Raw genomic sequence first — 21853 nt, forward strand, 5'->3', positions numbered from 1 at the left:
AAATTAACCGGGGTGCAATCCGGTGCTGAATGCACCCCGGCTGTAGTTCATTTATTTGATTAATGCTACGGGTTTCTGTTCCTGTCGTTAACGCATGAGCGTTACGTTTCCTTTCTTAGTGACTATTGATCCATCCTGCATGGTTGCTTTCACGATGTATACATATACACCTACCGGCTGGTTCTGACCATTCATGGTACCATCCCATCCTTGATGCAGGTCTTTGGTAGAGAACACCAACTGACCCCACTGGTTGTATACCCTGAATTCGAGTTGAGCGATAGCGGTTCCGTATACAAACAACATATCGTTCATACCATCACCATTCGGGCTGAAGAGGTTCGGAACGAAGACGTTATTGCCTTGCGGGTTGGAAGTCCTACAAGCGAGGGTACCTAATCCGCTGGTCTGACAATCTGATGCTCCGATAGCTCTTACTCCGAAATTGAGACCCTGGTTAGGCTGCAGGTTGTTGATGGTATGTGTTGTACCTGTTGGTCCTGAGCTTGGAGGGTTGAAGGTAACACCACCGTCGAGGGTCACTTCGTAGCGTACCGCACCTGGAACAGGGTCCCAACGGAAGGTTACGCTGGTAGCAGTGAGGTCGCTGATGGCCACATGCGGTGCAGCCAGCGGTTGCAGTATCGTAACGGCGACGGCTGTTCTTGGTCCTGCCCCTACACAACCACCATTGGAGAATGCTTCTACATAGTAGGTGGTGGCGGTGTTCAGTACAGGGGTAGTGAATACCGGTCCTGTGAATACTGGTGTACCACCTGTTGGTACTGTGTACCAGTTGAAGTTTACACCTGGCGTGGTAGAAGAAGCCGTCAGGGTAGCGGTATGACCAGGGCATATACCGTTTTCGTTGCCTGTTACGGTTGGTGCTGCTGGTGCTGTAATCAGCTGGATGCTAACCGCTGCGCGGGTTGCACTCGGACAACCGGTGTTATTAACTGCTTCAACATAATACATGGTATTAGCGGTAATCGGTGGTGTGGTGAACGAAGCACCTGTTGACACCGGCGTTCCGCCTGTGATCGAAGTATACCAGTTGTAGGTGAGTGTCGGATCAGGATTTTGCACGCTGAGTGTCACGGTCTGGTTCAGACAGGTCGTCAGTGTTGCATTGGCCACAACCGGTACTGCCGGAGCCGGATTCACGTTCACATTCACTGCTGTTCTGCTGGCGCTTACACAACCACCATTGGTAGCAGCTTCGAGGTAGTATACTGTGCTGCTGGTCGGAGTGATCATGAAGTCAGCACCCGTGAATACCGGTGTACCGCCGGTTGGTACTGTGTACCAGTTGTAGATCAGACCTGGTATTCTGTTTTTCACAGAGAGTGTTGTGGTCTGACCAGCACATACAGTCACCGGATCGGCTTGTGGTGCATCGACACTGGTGATGACTACAACAGATGCAGTGGTACGGGCGCTGCTGCAACCACCATTGCTGGATGCGGCTACATAGAAAGTAGTATTTGTGCTCAGCGGACCGGTTGTGTAGCTGGTACCGGTAGACAACAGGTTGCCGCCGGATGGAGCATCAAACCAATTATAGGTAAGACCGCCGATCGGATTTTGAACGCTGAAGGTTACTGTACCACCAGGACATACAGTCAGCGAAGAGGCTGAGAGTACTGGTGCTGGCGGCGGAGCTATGATATTGATCTGTACAGCTGTTCTTGGGCCAGGGCAACCACCACAAGACCTCGGACATCCGCCACCTACAATACCTCTTACATAAATGGTAGTGGTACTGTCGGCGATGAAGGTGTATTGTGTGCCGGTGAACAGGAGGTTACCATTCACATCCTGCCATTCATAGCGAGTACCAGGCTGAGGGTTCTGTATGGTCAGGGTCACACTGGATGCACCACAGGTGTTTACGTCTCCTGGTGTTATCACAGGTGCCGGCGGCGTCGGAACAACTTTCACAGTGGCCATCACACGGGTAGGTGTGCCACAGGTACCTCCATTACCTACCGCTTCCACATAGTATTGTGTAGTGGTGTACAGCGGCGGTGTAACGAATACCGGTCCGGTAAAGATCGGCGTACCTCCGGTTGGAGTGGTATACCAATTATAAGTGAGGCTGTTATCAGGATTTAAGATCTCCAGTGTTGCAGGAACACCTTCACAAGCTGTCACTTTATCGGCTACCAGTACCGGTGTCGGAGCAGAACGTACGGTAATGGTTACTTTAGCTCTGGTAGTACCTATACAGCCGTTGGAAGACACTTCTACATAGAAATCAGTAGTTGTAGTCAATCCTTTCACCACATACACCGGACCAGTAAAGACTGCTGTTCCTCCGGTGGGCACGGTATACCAGCGATAGGTGAGGCCATTCACCGGATTCACTACTGAGAGGACTACGGAGTCTCCAGGGCAAATAGTGGTGCTGGATGCGGAGACACTTGGTGTCTGTAAGCTTGTGAGACTTACGGTCACTGCTTTTGCAGCACCGGCAGGGTTTGCACAGCTGTTGCTTCCTTCCACAGTCACATAGAATGTGGTATTGGCCGTGATCACCGGAGTGGTGAAGGTTGCGCCGGTATGCAGCAATATTTGCAGTGAAGCATCCTGGTACCATTTGAATACCGGGTTGGTTACAGTAGTGGTAGTAGCAGTCAACGTTACAGTTGTACTTGCACACACGGTAGTATCAGAGATGATAATATCGGCGGCAGTAGACCTTCTGTTGACAGTTACAGTCACTGCTTTCAGATCACCGGCAGCGTTTTCACAATGGCCGGCGTTGCTTACACTCACGTAGTAGGTATAAGTACCTGGTGTGAGACCTGGGATAGTGAGTACTCCATTGCCACTTACACCTGCTGTGATCGGACCTGTCTTATCAGGGTTAGCGTACCATTTAAAGACTGGGTTCGGCACAGTGGTAGATGTTGGTGTCAGTACGGCGGTATCACCTGCGCAGATGGTTATGTTAGCGATGTTGATATCTGCTGCTGTGGAAGCGCTGCTTACAATGAGGGTGATCACTGCACGGCCGCCGGTGTTTGTACAGCTGTTGCTGTTCACCGCTTCCACATAGAATTTATACGTACCCACAGCGAGGTTGGCCGGAGTAGTGTATGTATTGGTATTGGAGACCAGTTTAGTACCGCCGGTAGCTGCGTCGTACCAGTTGAAGCTGACGCCAGGAACCGGTGTTACACTGAGCGTTGCAGAGTTACCCACGCAAGCGGTTACACTGTCACTCACTGGTACCGGTATAGCCGGACGGCCTACTACCGTTACTGTTACTGCTTTCAGATCACCGGCAGCGTTTTCACAATGACCGGCGCTACTTACGCTCACATAGTAGGTATGAGTACCTATTGAGAGACCTGGGATGGTGAGTACACCATTGCCACTTACACCTGTTGTGATCGGACCTGTCTTATCAGGGTTAGCATACCATTTAAAGACTGGGTTCGGCACTGTGGTAGATGTTGGTGTCAGTACGGCGGTATCACCAAGGCAGATGGTTTCGTTAGCGATGTTGATATCTGCCGCTGTGGAAGCGCTGCTTACAATGAGGGTAATCACTGCGCGGCCACCGGTGTTTGTACAGCTGTTGCTGTTCACCGCTTCCACATAGAATTTATACGTACCCACAGCGAGGTTGGCCGGAGTAGTGTATGTATTGGTATTGGAGACCAGTTTAGTACCACCGGTAGCTGCGTCGTACCAGTTGAAGGTGACACCTGGAACCGGAGTTACACTAAGCGTTGCAGAAGTACCTGCACAAGCCGTCACACTGTCGCTCACTGGTACCGGTATGGCCGGACGGCCTACTACCGTTACTGTTACTGCTTTCAGATCACCGGCAGCGTTTTCACAATGGCCGGCGCTGCTTACGCTCACATAGTAGGTATGAGTACCTATTGAGAGACCCGGGATGGTGAGTACACCATTGCCACTTACACCTGTTGTGATCGGACCTGTCTTATCAGGGTTAGCGTACCATTTAAAGACTGGGTTCGGCACTGTGGTAGATGTTGGTGTCAGTACGGCGGTATCACCAAGGCAGATGGTTTCGTTAGCGATGTTAATATCTGCCGCTGTGGAAGCGCTGCTTACAATGAGGGTAATCACTACACGGCCGCCGGTGTTTGTACAGCTGTTGCTGTTCACCGCTTCCACATAGAATTTATACGTACCCACAGCGAGGTTGGCCGGAGTAGTGTATGTATTGGTATTGGAGACCAGTTTAGTACCACCGGTAGCTGCGTCGTACCAGTTGAAGGTGACACCTGGAACCGGAGTTACACTAAGCGTTGCAGAAGTACCTGCGCAAGCAGTCACACTGTCGCTCACTGGTACCGGTATGGCTGGACGACCTACTACCGTTACTGTTACTGCTTTCAGATCACCGGCAGCGTTTTCACAATGACCGGCGCTGCTTACGCTCACATAATAGGTATGAGTACCTATTGAGAGACCTGGGATGGTGAGTACACCATTGCCACTTACACCTGTTGTGATCGGACCTGTCTTATCAGGGTTAGCATACCATTTAAAGACTGGGTTCGGCACTGTGGTAGATGTTGGTGTCAGTACGGCGGTATCACCAAGGCAGATGGTTTCGTTAGCGATGTTGATATCTGCCGCTGTGGAAGTACTGGTCACGGTGAGGGTGATCACTGCGCGGCCACCGGTGTTTGTACAGCTGTTGCCATTCACCGCTTCCACATAGAATTTATAGGTACCCACGGCGAGGTTGGCCGGAGTCATATATGTACTGGTATCGGAGGCCAGTTTAGCACCACCGGTAGCTGCATCGTACCAGTTGAAGGTTACACCTGGAACTGGAGTTACACTGAGCGTTGCAGAAGTACCTGCGCAAACCGTCACACTGTCGCTCGCTGGTACCGGTTTGGCCGGTGTACCCACCACTGTTACCTGAATCGGAGCAGAAGCTACACTGGTACAACCATTGCGGCTGGCTCTTACGGTGTAGGTATGAGTACCTACGCTCAGGGTTGTTGGTGTCACAAAAGCGACGCTGTCAAGCAGGTGATTGTTCTGGCTGTCGTACCAGCTGTAGGTAATACCGGCAGCAGGGTTCACCACGCTGAGGGTAGCCTGCTGACCTTGACAGATGGTAGCATTGTTGACCTGTACGGTTGGCTGTACGAGGGCGCGCTGTGCGTAGTTGAAGCCTATTTCATTCAATGCTCCAAGTATGCCTGATTTCAGTTTCACTTCCACACCATTGAATGGCTGGCTTGGAACGAAGGACAGTAAAGCACTGTGGCCGCTGTTCAGCAGAACAAGGTTAAGTGCCGGACTAGGCAGCATTACGGAATCACCAGGTGTATTACCGTTGTAGGCTGTCAGTTGCACACCACCCAACAAGGAGACTGACAGTATCTGGCTTGGGTTGGTAAGCAGCACTTTGACAGTATCACCCGGAGTGGAGAGACCGTTGAAGTATGCTCTTTCCCAAACGGAGGCATTCAGTATGCCGAGGTCTATTACGAGGGAAGAGTAAGTCAGGGCACTGGTATCAACTGCCAGTTGCGGGTTGTATACATTACCCAATACCAGGAGTCCGGAGCTGCCTACTGTATAAGTAGTGGCTGCTTCGCAAGGTACAGGGTTACTACCAGGAATGATGGTAACAGCGTTCACCGATACTCTTGCAGAGGTACAAGAGCCGGAGCCAGGCACTGCTGCTACTACCCAGTAGGTCACCGTACCGGGCGTCGATGATGCAGGTGCTGCATACACTGCACCTTTAAAGAGGGTATCAGTGCTGGTTGGGCTGTTGAACCAGTAGAACTGGGCATTTGCTGTAGTAGATGATGCAGTGAATACCGGTTGCTGGTTCACTACCACGGTGTCAATCAGCGGTGTCACAGTTGGAGCCGGCAGTGAAGCTGCTATGGTCACATTCACCGCAGTTCTTGTAGCGGAAACAGTACCACAGCTGTCATTCATTGCTTCTACATAATAGGTAGCCGGAGCTGTAACGTTGATTACTGTGAAAGTGAATCCACTGTCTGTATTGAGTTTGCTGCCACCGGTCGGCACATTGTACCAGTGATAGCTGTACCCTGGCAGCGGATTGCTGATGGCCAGTTCGGCATTGGAGCCAGAACATACTTCTACATCGGTAGAGAGCACTGGCGGAGCAACAGGTGCAGCGCCAACTTTAATATCTATTCTGGTTCTTGTTTTGCTTGCGCAACCATTGCGGTAAGCTTCCACAAAGAAACTAGTATCTGAAGTGAGCGGACCAGTAGTGAAGCTGATACCGTCCTTACCGGTAAGGTAAGTACCGTTGGAAGTATACCAGCGGTAGGTAATGCCTGTCACCGGACTCAGTACGTTCAGTGTAGCAGTATTACCAGCACATACCGACAGTTGGGAAGCCTGTACGGAAGGTTTCACCAGCGCACGTTGTGCGTAGTTGAAGCCTATTTCTGTCAGCGCACCCAGGATGCCGGATTTCAGTTTCAATTGTACCGCATCAAATATATGAGTCGGAACAAATTCTATGATGGCCTGGTTGCCAGCTCCCAGCAGAGTGAGGTTCACCAGCGGGCTATTTATCAACACGGAGTCACCTGGTGTATTACCATTGTAAGTGGTAAGCTGTATGCCACTCAGTAATTGGGCAGACAGGATGGTGCTTGGGGTGGACACCAATACCCTTACAGTATCACCTGGAGCGGAGAGACCGTTGAATCCTACTTTTTCCCATACGTCTGCATTGAGCAGGCCCACGTCCATCACAAGGGAAGCAAAAGTACTGGCGTCGTTATCTACTGCCAGTTGCGGGTTGTATACGTTACCCAGTACAAGCAGTCCGTCGCTACCTACAGTATAAGTAGTAGCTCCTTCGCAAGGCACTGGTGTGGGCACCACAACAGCGCTATATACAACTACTTCGGGCACACGGATAGAAGAGCAGGAGCCAGGTATAGACGCCTGTACCCAGTAGGTCACAGTACCAGGGGTATTGTGTGTAGGCGGAGCATATACAGACCCTGTAAACAGGCTGTCGTTGCCTGTCTGGCTGCCGTACCATTTAATTATTGCGTTGGAAGCACTGGATGTGGCAGTGAGCACGGCCTGTGTACCAATCTGTACGGTGTCCGGATTCGGAGTAACCACAGGTCCGCTCAAGCTGGAAGACATTACAATATGGAATGCTTCTCTCGGAGATACGTTACCACAGCTGCTTACAGCTTCCACGTAGAAAGTAGTGTCCCTTGTGATATTGGGCACATTGAATACGTAGCCACTATCAGTATTCAGTCTGGTTCCACCGGTTGGTACATTGTACCAGTTATAGGTGAGGCTATGGTTTGGAGTTGGTACTGTCAGAACAGCGCTGGTGCCAGGACAGAGGTTAATTGTCTGATCCGGACCAGGCACAGTCGGTGCAGGAGACACGATCACCTTCACCGGTACACGGTCAGGGTTAGCGCAGCCATTGGCACCTACTACCTGTACATAGTAAGTAATAGTACCTGGGGTTCTCAGCGTATCTGTAGTATATGTTGGTTGAGAGCTGAGTACAGTAGTGCTGGTAGAATCTGCATACCAGCGTACGGTAGTACCGGCAGCCGGTGTTACAGAAAGGGTTGCTTTCCGGCCCACGCATACAGTATCACCTGTTGTACTGATAGTTGGGTTTGGATATACGATACGTACACCATATATATTGATAGAGTTAAGCAGATTAGCAATGCCGGTGATTCTTACTTCCACCCGGTCGAATGTACCAGCTGCCGGGACAGTAGCATTAAACTGCTGAGCGGTGAGTATACGCAGGGAGATAACATTAGACAATGTGTCTGCATGTACCAGTGTAGCACCATTGTATTGGCTGACTACTACTCCTCCGAAGAGGCTCAAGTTTGCCAGGCCGGCAGGAGAGGACATTGTAAAGCGGATACTATCACCAACTGCACCCGGGTTCGGGAAGATCAGCTGTTGATATACAGAGCCACCCAATAATCCCACCGGAATATTCAGCGTAGTAAAGTTAGTCTGAGAACTGTCGATATCATTGGTTGGATTAACCACAGAGCAGAGGATACAACCCAGTGTCGTACCAGATATCTGGCTGGTAGGCACATTACAATCCGGTGATGGGGTCACAGGACCTGTCACCTGAACGTTTACACGTACCCTTGCGGAAGTGCAACCACCCGGAATACTTACAGCTGCGAAGTAGGTATAAGTACCAGGCTGGCTGAACGGACCTACCACAAAGGAGGAGCCGGTACCAGCTATAGTGGTAGTAGTAGAATCGGTATACCAGTTGATGGTAGCTCCCGGCACCGGTGTAGCGGTGAGGGTAGCCTGCTGACCTGTAGCCACGATCACATCACCGGTTACTACTGGTGAAGCAGGAGCACTGCCAATGTGTACCACTACTTTCTTCAGGGCACCGGCAGCATTTTGACAACGGTTGATACCGGCAACAGCTACATAATAGGTGTAGTCACCGGCAGCCAGTCCGGTGATGGTAAGGTTGCCAACGCTGTCCACTGTGTAATGAACAGCTCCCTGAGTGAGGCCATTAGTAATGACATTGACTTTATTAGGATCGCTATACCAGGAGAATACCGGACTGGTAACAGTAGTGGAAGTTGGGTGCAGTACTGCGGTAGAGTTTACACAACCGAAGGTGGTGTCCGCAATATTGATATCTGCTGCAGTACCCAGCGGGTTGACAGTCAATGTCAACCGTAAACGGTTAGGATTGGGGCAACCGTTGGTTCCGATTACCTGAGCCCAGTAAGTAATGGTACCAGGGGTAGTCAATACCGGTGTAGTATATGGATTAGGTCCTAATGCTGTAGTGGTGGTGGAGTCAGCATACCATATTACGCTTGTTCCTGGTGCAGCCGTTGCATTGAGCAGGGCAGTACTACCCACACATGCCTGTTGGTTTTGTACAAAGGCAGTTGGATTAGGACTGATGATGCGGGCACCATAAATATCCACCTGAGAGAGCAGGGACACCAGACCGAGCACTTTTACTTCCACGCGGTCGAAGACTGCGGTAGCCGGAATGGTGACAGTATATCTGTTGCCACTGAGCAGGAAGAGTGTGATCAGGTTATTGTTCAAGGTGTCTCTTGTCACCACATTGGTACCGTTGGCTACTGTGAGCACAATACCGCCCAATACAGTTGCATTGACCAAACCGCTAGGTATGCCAATATCAAACCGTACGCTATCAGTAGCGGCACCAGGTTGTGGGAAGATGAGTTGCTGGAAGGCCGCTCCACCCAGTAATCCCACCGGAATACTCAATTCGGTGAAGTTATTGGGGTCGTTGTCGACATCGTTTCCTGGATTGGTTACGCTACACAAGACGCACCCTAAGGTAGTTCCATATTGCTGTGTGGTAGGCGCATTACAGGAGCTTGGGGTAACCGGAGTAGTAACAGTCACGGTCACTTTCACTCTTGCGGAAGTACAGCCGCCGGGCAGCCGAACGCCTACATAATATATTTGTGTAGTAGGTGTAGCAAAAGGTCCGACGCTAAATGAAGGTCCGGTAGCTATCGGGCTGGCCGTAGTATCGGTATACCATTCGATGGTGCCGGAAGGAGCGGAGGCTGTCAGCGTGATGGTTTGTCCGGTGAAGCCGGAAACGCCGGTGGCCGTCAGTGGCGGAGCAGGAGAAGTTCCTACTGTGATCGTAGCTGGGGCAAGCGCTCCTGCCTGGTTTTCACAATGCCCACTATCGGATACGCTTACATAGTAAGTAGTAGACGGAGCAGTGAGTCCGGTGACGGTCAGTTGACCGGTAGTGTCCACAAAGAAGTGAACATTACCCTGCACCAGGCCATTGGTGATGGGTGTTGTTTTATTAATATCAAAATACCATTTGAATATAGGGCTGCGGGTAGCAGTAGAAGAGGTTGGTTTTATCCTGGCTGTATCACCACAGACGCTGGTGCTGGCGGGCACGGTGATATCGGCGGCAGTGGCGAAGTTATTTACGATCACTGTCACCGGCGCTTTGGCGGATTCTGAAGCCGAACATACTTTAAGGCTGGCAGAAACATAGTACTGGAATGTGCCAGCCACGTTCGTTGGTGGTGAGAAACTGGACCCTGTACCGACGACGGTCATACTGGAATTATACCAGGTATAGTTGTAGTTTGTATTGTCAGGATTACTAACATTCAATGTAAATGGCGAAGTATTGAGACAGGTAATTTTGGTAAGACCTCCTACAGTAGTAGGTGATGGCCCAAAACGTTGAATTTCGTGCACATTTAATGAGGCAAGCGCTCCCACGAGTGCACCGAAGCCCACCTGGATATGATCGAAGGGTCCGCTGGAGGCGAACGTGATTGTTTGTATGGAGGTTGACCCGGTCAACAGGTCCAATCGGAGCAAACCGCTGCTTCCTGATATACTATCGACGACCGTTGGTCCGTTATAGGTAACGATGGTAATGGCGTTAAGCAGTTGCAGTGTCAGGAGAGAGCCAGGGTTGGAGAGGACAACTCTCACTGAGTCGCCTGTTTTGGAAAGACCGGGATATATAGCGGTGATCTGGGCTTGTCCGGTCACGCCGACAGCGGTAGTGAGTGTGGCAAAAGTGGCTGTATTACCGTCGATAGCATTACCGGGGTTGGTTACGGCTCCGATGCTCGCTACGTTGCCGGTCACACCGGTGAGGAGATCAATAGGTGTATTACAGGGAATCACACCGGAGGCCGGTGTGTTATAGTATGCTGCATAAATACCAATACTGGATGCTACGTTTGCTACTGCTGCTGTTATCGTGACTCGTACCCTATCATAGGTACTTCCAGGAGCGGGAACGAAAATCTCGGCCTGGTTACCACTTGCCAGCAGACTTAAAATGGAGTTGCTGGCGAGTACGGGAGAGCCTATTGCAGTGGTCCCGTTGTAGGCCTGGACGGTTATATCACCGAGCAGACTCAGGGTCAGCAATGCGCCGGTACCGACTTTTACGATCGACCCCTGGTTGGCGGCAACGGCTGCAGGAAAGATCATTTCCTGATATACCGTTGCTCCCAGTGCCGCAAGCGTGGAATTAACGGTAGAAAAGGTGTTCAGAAAACCTGGACCCTGATCCACGGCGTTACCGGGATTAGTGACGCTACACGAAAGACAGAGCCCTGTAGTACCATTATTCTGGGTGGTAGCGTACACGCGCTGAGTTTGTGTCTGTGCAAGGATTTGCTGTTGGCTCATGCCGAAGAACAACAACAGTGACAGCAGGCTGCTGAGTACAAAACGGGTATGCCTTTTGAAGGTAAGAAACACGGGTGTGTTCAAGGCATTTTTTGCCCAGGGTCGGGTAATAGGGGCAACGATAAAAGGGCAATTAGGAGTAGTGTTTGAATGCATAGCACCAAATATTAAATATAAATGATATTCATTTCGCAATGAATTGCAACATTACTCTGGTTGATGGATAGGCTATGCGAAAGATATGGTTACATGACGTGAAGGTGGAAAGTGGGAGGTGGTAACTCCATCCTACTTTCGACCATATGTTAAAGCTTTGTAAAAGCGTTACGAAAGTATAGTGAAGAGATTGATATTAGATGAGTCATTTTGGTTCATTTTGAGCTTAATCGTTCAGACTCGTTCAGCTTTAACCATATCGTTCAGTTTGTTCATTCAATCTCTTCAATACCCCAATTCTCCATTATATTTTATAAGGCACTTCGGGTGAAAAGACCATGCAGGTGACTAAAATTTTCCTGATTTTTTCAGATTTTTTTATACGAAGGATGCTAGAAAAGATGAGCAAGGAGCAATGATCTATTTATGTAAAAATCAAATATTTATACATAAATAAATTTGTACAGTATCACCAAAATGATTTTTATTACAAATAAACATATATATAATCACGGATTATACTATCTGTTCATTTTGTTCATTTTAGTTTTTAAAAATCTAAATGCCTGAGTGATACGTACTTAAAAAAGTATCGGAAATTCCTAATCCATTTTATTGTCCCCTATGATTGATCTATCCTATGACTTCATCATGACACTGCAGAAAGAAGTTTTACGCAGATACGGCGTTGAAGTCATGTCATCAGCAGATTGCAAGAATCTGGCTCAGTCCATATTGGATAACACCACAAAACTGGTGAGCGAAACAACGCTCAAAAGGGTATTCGGATTTGCTGTTACACAACACAGCTTTTCACGTTACACATTAAACACCCTGTCCCAGTATTGCCGGTTCAAGGACTGGGAAGATTTCCAGCAACATCATTATCAACTGCTCAACAATGCCAGTCGCAGCAACCAGCAACTGGATACACGCAGGTGGGATGAACTCAAAACCAAAGCGGACGCAGTGTCACATTATACCATCCTGACACTTAAAAACCGCTCCGGTATTTCATTTCCATTCACGGTTCCCCGTTCATTCTGCAATGCGCATATTGAGCGGTTCCTCGAAAGCGATTATGCTTCCACAGCCCTGATTGCACCTTCAGGCTGGGGTAAATCCGTGGCCCTGGTACATCTGGCCGAACACTTCTGGTTCTGCAAAGATGCCCGGTTCAAACACGACGTATGCTGGTTCATCCATGCACACGCTGCCGGAAGCCTCCTCCTGAAAGGCTTCTCGCTGGCCAACTGGCTTGACAACCAAATGGACCTCGGTAAGGGTGAAAACTTCCGGGAGTACTTCGCCAGCCACTTTAATAATAAAGGTGGCCGCCTCATTCTTATTATAGATGGGTTCGACGAAATCGCCGTATCCGGTGATAAACTCAAACTATTATATACCAAACTGGAAGACTTCGTGTACTCCAACGACCGCTATCCCTGGGTGAAAGTGATCCTTTCTATACGCAGCAGCACCTGGTCGGAGATATTCCAGCATTCCCACCAGTATCCAGCCTTCCGCCGTTACTGGTACCTGGGCCCCGAAATGGACGAAGAAACCAATATCAACATGCCGGCCCTCGCTGAACAGGAAGTGAAGTCTGTGTTGTATAACCATCACTTCGATCCATCCACGGTACGTATGTTTTCAGAGAGCTTCCTGCAGAAGCTACGCAACCCGTATTACCTGCAGCTCTTCTGTCAGCTTAATACCGGCCCCGATCAGAACTTTGTAGATGAACATCTCAGTCTGTTTGAAATCGTATCCCGGTTTGTACAGCACCGTGTATTCAACTCCCAAACCAACTCCTTTAAAATAAGGATTATTGAAAAACTGCTGGCCCTGCTCGACTATGGCAGAAGCGGTATCTATATAGACAAAAGCAGGCTGCTCAATCAGAATGCGGACCTGTTCCCTGCCTATAAGGAACTGCTGGCAGATAATATCCTGGCAGAAGAAAACCTCAGTCAGGAAATCATGTTCCATGTAAAAGTGCGTTTTGCCCATACCTTCCTGCTGGAATACTTTGTGGCCATGCACTACCTGCAGCAAAGCAATCAGGAGATCAACGAGAGCCTGCTCCGCAGCATTCTGGAACATCTACCACAATCGCCCTATCGTATCGGTGTGTTCCGATGGCTCCTTCGTTATGCCATCACTTCCCGGCAAACCGAGGGCATCATCAAAATGTTCCATCTCCCGCTGGCTAACATCGAAAAATCTCATCTGCTGGAATACCTCGTGCTTCATTATCAACATGAAGGCAACAATCAGGTGGAACTAAAATCGATCTTCCCTTCAGGGTTCTTCAAGAAAAACCCACTCAGCCAGATCATCAACGATGAATTCATGCACTTCCGTAAACGTAAAGTGCTGAACGCCCTGCTGGGACTGGCAGAAGCCAGGGAAGACAAACTAAAAATCAGGAACATGTTGTTTACCATGGCCATGCTGCAGCTCGATGCCGAGCAGTGTGAACTGGAACTGAACAGCATCAAAAAATTATATACTGCCGATGAATTTGATGGTGAACTATGGGTAACTCCTTATGAAGTACTGCTCTTTATCTATGAATACCTCAAATTCGGCTTTGTGAATGAAACCATCCGGGCCAAAATCTACCAGTATCAACAGTACTGGGGACATACTTCCCGGCAGCATATTTCTGTGGCACAGGAAATTGTGTTCCGTAACATGGGCACCGCCTTCCTGCTGATGGGAGATTATGAGCACCTGCTCAACTTCACCCAGCGCCTGTTCCAGGCATATCCTTCCCTGCCTTACCGCAAAGCGGACTCATTCCGGCTTATGCTGCTGTGCTGGCAGGCACAGGGCCATCTCGGACTGGGAAATATCAAATCCGCTGAGAGGATCTGCCGTCATGCCGATCAGATAATCAAAAAGTATTCTTCTGACTATTTCAGCGGCAAATTCCTGGAATCATTCCAGAAACTGTTGCACGCTACCGTATATTATAATGAACATGAATTCCACAAGGCTATCCGCACTGCGGAAATAGCCATCGAGAGTGCACAGAAACTGGACATGAAAGTACTCGCGCTGATGAATTTCGCACTGCTGAAGAACATCTACCGCGATCTGAACATGGACAAACAAATCACCGACACACAACAACAAATCGAATTAATCAGAAACAGTACCTCTTTCAAACAAGCCATTCCAAATTTTGCCAGGTGATTGTGGTATAATTTTGCTTTCTTGCATAGCATAATGGCCATTGATGAAATTAAATACTCAACGTCTACAAAACTACTGCTCAACTCATTGAGCCTCTTGACGTTGTTACCACTTGCTCCTTTTATAAACCGATTCATCCCGCCCATCGTGGCCGGAGGTTTCCATATTGACCTGGTAGTTGCTACCATCATCAGTATCCTGCTGGTATATGCCCTCAGATGGGTTTTCCAGCCGCTGGTCATACCCGCATTCCTGTTGGTATGTAGTCTGTTGCTGATCAACAAATACCGGGACAGCTATACCTTTTCCAATGTACTGAACGATTACAAAGGGATGGTGCAAGGCAACTGGGGTACCAAAGACAGCAAACAACTCGATATCCTCAGCTTGTACCCGCGCAGGGTAGAGAGCTATCGCGATAAAACCGTAAGAGGCATGCGGGAGAAAATCAACTATCAGGATTCTGTAGTCCGTAACTTCTCCGTAAAACATTCGCTGGATTATTATGACGAGTATTTTTATAAATATGGGAAGATTACCCGCTTCCTGTCACTCTTCCGTTATATCAATCATAATTTCAAATACGTACTCGACTCCCGCAGGGATGAGTACTTTGCCACTCCTCAGGAAACCATTCAGAACGGACTGGGAGGTGATTGTGATGACCACTCTATTTTGATGACCTCCTGTCTGCAGTCTGTTGGGGCCCGCTGCCGTATCGTACTCATCAAAGGCCATGCGTATCCGGAGCTGTACTGCGGCAGTAAAGAAGATTTCGAGATTATGAAGCAGGCCATCGTGACTCTTTTTCCCAAACCCATCATCAAGGAGCTTTATTATCACGAATTAAAAGGCGAGTACTGGATCAACCTGGATTACACCGCCCGGCATCCCGGCGGCCCATACATGAATGATAAAGTTTATGCATTGATTGAGCTGTGATCCATAAATTTGCCACATGAGTCAATTTAGCCGTATCCGAAAACATCATAGCTTTTTCAGGTTTAAGAGAGATTTTGAGCAGTTCAGCCTAAAAAAAGCTAAAAGCTATGAGCTAATCCTACATTGGCTGCATAACAAACTGAACCGCAACCAGTTCCTGTTACTCTCCGGTATCCTGGTAGGTTGTACCGCCGGACTGGCAGGCGTGGTGCTGAAGATGCTGGTACACTATATTCACTATGTTATTACCTACAAAGTACACTTCAGCACGCAGGTTGTCTTTTATGTTGTATTTCCGTTCCTGGGAATTGTATTGACTACCCTGGTCGTCATCTTTTTCTTTAAAGGTCAGTCGCGTAAAGGGATTCCAGCCATACTACATGAGATAGCCCAGAACTCGAGTCTGATCCCGCCGGTGAAAATGTATTCACAGATTCTACAAAGCGCCATCACTGTAGGACTTGGTGGTTCCGCCGGCCTGGAGAGCCCTATAGCCGTCACCGGTGCAGCCCTGGGTTCCAACTACGCCAGGACCTATTCGCTGGGATATAAAGAGCGGACATTGCTGCTGGCCGCCGGCGCCACCGCCGGTATTGCCGCTGCTTTTAATGCTCCCATCGCAGGGATGATGTTTGCATTCGAGATCCTGTTGACCGGCGTGGTGTTTTCAGATTTTATGCCACTGATCGTAGCCGCGGTTTGTGGTAGTCTGCTCTCCAAGATCATCTTACAGGAAGAGGTGTTGTTTCACTTTGAATCCCGTACACCTTTCAACTATCACAACCTTCCTTTTTATATTATACTGGGTGTGCTGTGTGGATTTTATGCCCGTTATTTTGTAGCGCTGTCGCATAAGGTAGAACATTTCTTCAAACGTCTTTCCTGGAGCCCATTGCAGCGGGCCATGCTGGGCGGGGTACTGGTATCGTTTCTTTGTGTGGCGCTACCGCCTTTGTTCGGGGAGGGTTATACTGATGTGAAATCATTGGCCGGCGGTCATGGTAAAACGATCCTGCAAAACAGTTTCTTTGGCTACCTGCCGCCACAAAGCTGGATGTTGCTGGTTTTTACAGGCTGTGTTTGTTTACTGAAAGCTTTTGCCACTTCTATCACTATTCAGAGTGGTGGCAACGGCGGTAATTTTGCGCCATCGCTGTTTGCCGGTGGTTTTCTGGGTTTTTTCTTTGCGCTGCTTTGTTCGGAGATAGGGCTGAAAGATGTACCAGTCACTAATCTGGTGATAGTAGGTATGGCCGGCGTGATGGCTGGGGTGATGTACGCCCCGCTGACAGCCATTTTCCTGATAGCGGAGTCCAGCTCCGGCTATGATTTGTTTATTCCGCTGATGATAGTTGCCACTACTTCTTACCTGATGGCCAAATGGTTTTCTCCCATCTCACCGGAAATCAAACTACTGGCTGAAGAAGGGAAAGTGTTTACCAAAGCGCACGACAGTAACATACTGCTGATGCTGAAACTGGAGGAGCTGGTAGAAAGAGATATTCAGCAGATCGATATCAACAGTAATCTGCGGGAGCTGATTGAATTGGTCAAACAAGGGCAGCATAATATTATTGCAGTCGTAAATGCTCAGCAGGTACTGGAAGGGGTCATTACCCTGGATGATATCCGTCCTATTCTGTTCAACCCGGAACTATACGACACCGTTACTGTTAAGAAATTAATGAAAGCTCCGCCGGCAGTAGTATCTTTAAAAGAGAATATCACGCTGGTACTCAAAAAATTTGACGAGGCACATGTATGGAGCTTACCAGTGGTGCAGGATAAACAGCTGATCGGTTTTATCTCCAAATCAAGTATCCTCAGTAAGTACCGATTGTTATTACAGGAATATTCCGAAGGATAGACAAATATTTATGGCCAGGGTATTAATCAATTTTGCGCATCCGGCGCTGGAAAAGTCGAGGATGCATGCACAGCTGCTGACTGCCATCAAAGGGATGCCTGGCATCACCTTTAATGATCTGTACGAACAGTATCCGGAAATGGATATCAATATTAACAGGGAACAGCAGTTGCTCGAAAAACATGATATCATTCTGATGCAGCATCCCTTTTATTGGTACAGCGCCCCTGCCATTGTAAAGCAGTGGCTGGACCTGGTGCTGGAGCATGGATGGGCCTATGGTCATACCGGCAAAGCCCTGAAAGGGAAATATTTTACCAATATTATTTCCGCTGGTGGGGCTGAAAGTGGTTATCATAAAGAGGGAAAACATCAATATTCTGTTCACCAGTTTCTGATACCTTTTACTCAAACAGCTGTATTGTGCAACATGCACTATGCAGCCCCCTATGTGATCTATGGTGTACACCGGATGGATATTGCAGACATCCGGGAGGAAGCCAAACGATACCGCCAGACGCTGGAGATGCTGCGGGATGATAAAATTGACTTATCGGTCCTGCCACAGTTGACCTATATGAACGAAGCCCTTCAACTTCCATCACAAACCCAATAAGTATGAATCAACATTCTCTTTTATTTCAGTCGATGGTATACCTGGCGGCTGCTATTGTATTTGTGCCTCTTGCTAAAAAGATGGGGCTGGGTGCAGTGTTGGGTTATCTTATCGCGGGAGTGATCATAGGCCCTTCTTTGCTGGGATTCATTGGCAAAGAGGGTGAGGATATTATGCATTTTGCGGAGTTTGGGGTGGTGATGATGTTGTTTCTGATTGGGATGGAGCTGGAGCCAACGCTGCTGTGGCGGTTACGTACATCCATATTGGGGCTGGGAGGGCTTCAGGTGTTGGGCAGTGCCGCTGCCATTGCCGGTTTGGCGTATCTGTTGGGCCAGCCGTTTAACGCGTCGCTGGCATTGGGTATGATCCTGTCGTTGTCCTCCACCGCTATTGTTTTACAGACACTCAACGAGAAAGGGTGGATGAGCACAGCAGCTGGACAAAGCTCTTTCTCTGTATTACTTTTCCAGGATATTGCCGTGATCCCCATGCTGGCCATTTTTCCGCTGCTGGCCACTCAGGTGGTGGCGGCACCGGAGCTGCATGAACACACGCTTCGTGACGATCTTCCCGCCTGGGGCCAGACCCTGGTGGTATTGGGAGCTGTTGCCGCCATTATCATCGCCGGCAGGTACCTTGTAAATCCGCTGATGCGGATCATTGCCCGTACACGGGTACGAGAACTGTTTACCGCCATGGCGCTGCTGATGGTAGTAGCCATTGCGGTGCTGATGAACCTTGTAGGGCTCAGTTCCGCGCTGGGAGCCTTTCTGGGTGGTGTGGTACTGGCCAACAGTGAATACCGGCACGAACTGGAGAGTGACATTGAACCCTTCAAAGGCCTCTTACTGGGATTGTTTTTTATTGCCGTAGGAGCCTCTATTGATTTTTCGCTGATACTACAGGAGCCCTTGCTGATATTCGGATTGGTAATTGGACTAATGCTGGTGAAAGCCATTGTGCTGCTGATACTGGGGAGGATTTTCAAGCTAAGTACAGACCAGAATCTTTTGTTTGCCTTTGCCCTGGCGGATATTGGAGAGTTTGCCTTTGTGCTGTTGTCTTTCAGCAGCCAGGTAAGGCTGCTGGATGAGAAGCTAACAGCGATGCTTACAGCTATTGTTGCTATCAGCATGGCCCTTACACCGTTGATTATGCTGTTGTATGAAAAAGTGGTACAGCCAAAGTTTACCCGGCAGGCATCCGACAAGGAGGAAAGATCTTCTGATGAAATCAATGAGAAAAATCCGGTGATCATTGCCGGCTTTGGCCGCTTTGGCAGCATGACAGGCCGTTTTATTCGGGCTAATGGTATCAAATGTACTATCCTGGACCTGGATTCCGATAGGGTGGATGCGCTGCACAACCTGGGCATCAAAGTATATTATGGTGATGCCTCCCGTTATGACCTGCTGGTGGCCGCCGGGGCCAACGATGCCAAACTGCTGATTGTAGCCACCGACAGCTTTGATCAGACACGGCAGATTGTGGAGCTGGCCCGTAAATATTTCCCGCATCTGCAGCTGCTGGTAAGAGCCCAGCAGGTAGAAGATACCTTTGACCTGATGGACCTGGGTGTATTACATATCTACCGGGAGACGGTAGATACCTCACTGCGTATGGGTGTAGATGCCTTGCGGATGCTGGGGGCACGGGCCTATCACAGTGAGCGGGCAGCACGGACATTTTTCCGTCAGGATGAACAGACACTGAAAAGCCTCTCTGCTCTTCGTGATGACAAGAAACAATATGTCAATAGTATGAAGGAGCGGATCGAGGAAATGGAAAAGCTCATTTCTTCCGACCGTATCAAAACCTGGCTGGATGAGGGGCAGGGCTGGGATGCGGAGTCAATCCGTGATGAAGTCCGTGGTGAGCCGGAAGCGTGATTACAGGATATGATGAACGATGAGTTCGGCCACGTGATGTAATAATTCGATATCTACCGGACGGGGATGATCGTGTATGGGTTTGTCTGATATGGCCCTTACATATCCTTCTTCATCGGGCTCGTAGGTGATTTCGTGTTCTCCGATAACTACTTTGTATACTGTTTTATAGGTCTGGTGTAGCGTGTTCACTTCCAGAATATGAGGGTGACCCTTATATTCAAACTTCAGCGTAAAAGTATCTGTTGCCATAGTTTACAACCGTGTTGTGCGGTCCTATGCTTCTTTTTCTCTGTGTTGCTGATGATAACGTCTGATTCTGTTCTTTTCATCGCGGGAGAGCTGATGAATCAACCACAGGGAAAAATAAGCCAGTCCGCTGATGATAAATATGTACCCTATGAAACCGAGGGTGTGGAAGATTCTGAACCACATCCAGTCGTTTGAATAGGCATACTGTGCTAAGGTAGCTAAAATCACCCCTGCCAACACCAATATGATCGCTATTTTTTTCATCAGTGGATTGTTTTTGGGATAAAAAAATTGTTCACGGAATTATGGTTACAAACGCAATACCACACATATCTACGTATAAACAAGGCATACGGATGTTGCATACGCAGATAATTTCTACACTACGTATATGCTATAACGAAATAAGGAGGGAGATAGTTACAGTTGCAGGCGGATATGCAGTTTATTGAGTCCTTTTACCACAAATAACATAGCCACTGCAAAACACATGCACCAGATAATTCCAGGAAGACCTTGTTGTAAAACAGCCGGCAGGCTCAGACCCAATGCAATCATCCCGAAATAAACAATATCAGGTAATATATAGGTCAGCAAAGGATTAGAACCAGCAGGGCGGAAGAAGGAAGTCCATCTGCTGACGCGCTTTACATCTATTAAAAAATATAAAAGTGAGAACACCACCACACAGATAGCGGCGCTGAATAGGCACCAGCTGGGCGTTGCATGGATCTTGGATATTTTGAAGGAAGGACGCAGCCACAACGCCGCCAGCGCCAGCAGCAGCGCAAAACCTGTTACCCTCGAAACCAGCCGGCTTCCTTTCAGATCAAGGTCTTCATCAAAATAAAATAAGGTAAGGAGCATCCCACACAACACAATCGAAAGATGCGCAGCATTACCTTCCTGCGAAGTAAGCCAGTTCAATGCTCCTTCTTTCATAAATGGTTGTTGGCATAAAATATAAAAACCGGTACAAGCAGCGATCATCAGGAAAATGGCGCTGGAGTTGCCTTGGAACAGTTGATATACTACACAGGCATAAAAATACGCCCAGCCGATGAGCCCCAGAATTCCCCACCACTGCGGCGTAAGATAATGGCTTCCATCATCACCACCCCGGTATATACAACCCAACACGATCAGGGATATGATTCCGGCTCCTTTGAAGCACCACGTTATCCAGCTTTTTTTGAACGTATATACATTCCATACCAGCACCACACTTACATAAAACAACAATGCCCATACAGCCATGCTGATGCCGGTAGCAGCAGCATTCAACCCGCCGGTATTCACCATAAATACGCCCAGTACCAGCAGTCCCAGTGTACGCCACAGGATATGCCGCTGCAGCTGCCAGAAGCTGTCGCCTTTGGCCAGCCGGCTGTTGATCGCAAAAGGGATCGACATACCTACTATGAATAAAAATGCCGGAAACACCACATCTACAAAAGTCATCCTGTCTTCCTCTGCATGTGCATGCTGCATCCATGCAGGAATATCCTGTACACCCGCTACACTGTTTACAAAAATCATCACCAGGATGGTAATACCGCGAAAAGCATCAATAGATAAAATACGACCGGTGGATAGTTTGTTGATCATAAGGGATAAGCTGGTTGACTATCTTCCAAAATACAATATAAAACCAATAGTATTCTGTCTATTTTAAAGGGGGCTGCCCAAAAAACCTTTATCTTTCCA

Annotated in this window: 9 protein-coding genes; 5 read left to right on the forward strand and 4 right to left on the reverse strand. The window is 48.6% G+C overall.

Annotated features, from left to right (window positions below; genetic code table 11):
* Window positions 1–87: 87 nt before the first annotated feature.
* Complete coding sequence (locus DF182_RS12140) at window positions 88–11373, reverse strand: Ig-like domain-containing protein (protein ID WP_147243422.1); 11286 nt, start codon at window positions 11371–11373, stop codon at window positions 88–90.
* Window positions 11374–11997: 624 nt separating this feature from the next.
* On the opposite strand from DF182_RS12140, the gene DF182_RS12145 reads away from it, so the two are divergent.
* The 5 genes from DF182_RS12145 to DF182_RS12165 all read left to right on the forward strand — a co-directional run bounded on the left by DF182_RS12145 (window position 11998) and on the right by DF182_RS12165 (window position 19894).
* Window positions 11998–14577: an NACHT domain-containing protein gene (locus tag DF182_RS12145; RefSeq protein ID WP_113615882.1), complete on the forward strand. Its 2580-nt coding sequence runs from the start codon at window positions 11998–12000 to the stop codon at window positions 14575–14577.
* 147 nt (window positions 14578–14724) lie between these two features.
* Window positions 14725–15519 (forward strand): transglutaminase-like domain-containing protein, encoded by a 795-nt coding sequence (locus DF182_RS12150; protein WP_245957422.1) that lies wholly within the window; start codon window positions 14725–14727, stop codon window positions 15517–15519.
* Window positions 15520–15535: 16 nt separating this feature from the next.
* Entirely contained in the window at window positions 15536–17386 is a 1851-nt protein-coding gene (locus DF182_RS12155) for a chloride channel protein (protein WP_113615883.1), read from the forward strand.
* 10 nt (window positions 17387–17396) lie between these two features.
* The gene (locus DF182_RS12160; RefSeq protein ID WP_113615884.1) at window positions 17397–18002 is read left to right on the forward strand and encodes an NAD(P)H-dependent oxidoreductase; all 606 of its coding nucleotides are present in this window, start codon (window positions 17397–17399) and stop codon (window positions 18000–18002) included.
* A gap of 2 nt (window positions 18003–18004) precedes the next feature.
* Window positions 18005–19894, forward strand: a complete 1890-nt coding sequence (locus tag DF182_RS12165) for a monovalent cation:proton antiporter-2 (CPA2) family protein (RefSeq protein ID WP_113615885.1) — start codon at window positions 18005–18007, stop codon at window positions 19892–19894.
* On the opposite strand, the gene DF182_RS12170 is transcribed toward DF182_RS12165, so the two are convergent.
* From DF182_RS12170 to DF182_RS12180, 3 genes are all read right to left on the reverse strand, one after another.
* The gene (locus tag DF182_RS12170) at window positions 19895–20146 is read right to left on the reverse strand and encodes a hypothetical protein (RefSeq protein WP_113615886.1); all 252 of its coding nucleotides are present in this window, start codon (window positions 20144–20146) and stop codon (window positions 19895–19897) included. It abuts the gene before it with no gap.
* A gap of 24 nt (window positions 20147–20170) precedes the next feature.
* Window positions 20171–20410, reverse strand: a complete 240-nt coding sequence (locus DF182_RS12175; protein ID WP_113615887.1) for a hypothetical protein — start codon at window positions 20408–20410, stop codon at window positions 20171–20173.
* Between the two features lie 156 nt (window positions 20411–20566).
* On the reverse strand, window positions 20567–21754 hold the full coding sequence (locus tag DF182_RS12180; protein WP_113615888.1) for a DUF5009 domain-containing protein: 1188 nt from the start codon (window positions 21752–21754) through the stop codon (window positions 20567–20569).
* Window positions 21755–21853 lie beyond the last annotated feature (99 nt).

Origin of the sequence: Chitinophaga flava, assembly GCF_003308995.1 — a bacterium.
Taxonomy (GTDB): domain Bacteria; phylum Bacteroidota; class Bacteroidia; order Chitinophagales; family Chitinophagaceae; genus Chitinophaga; species Chitinophaga flava.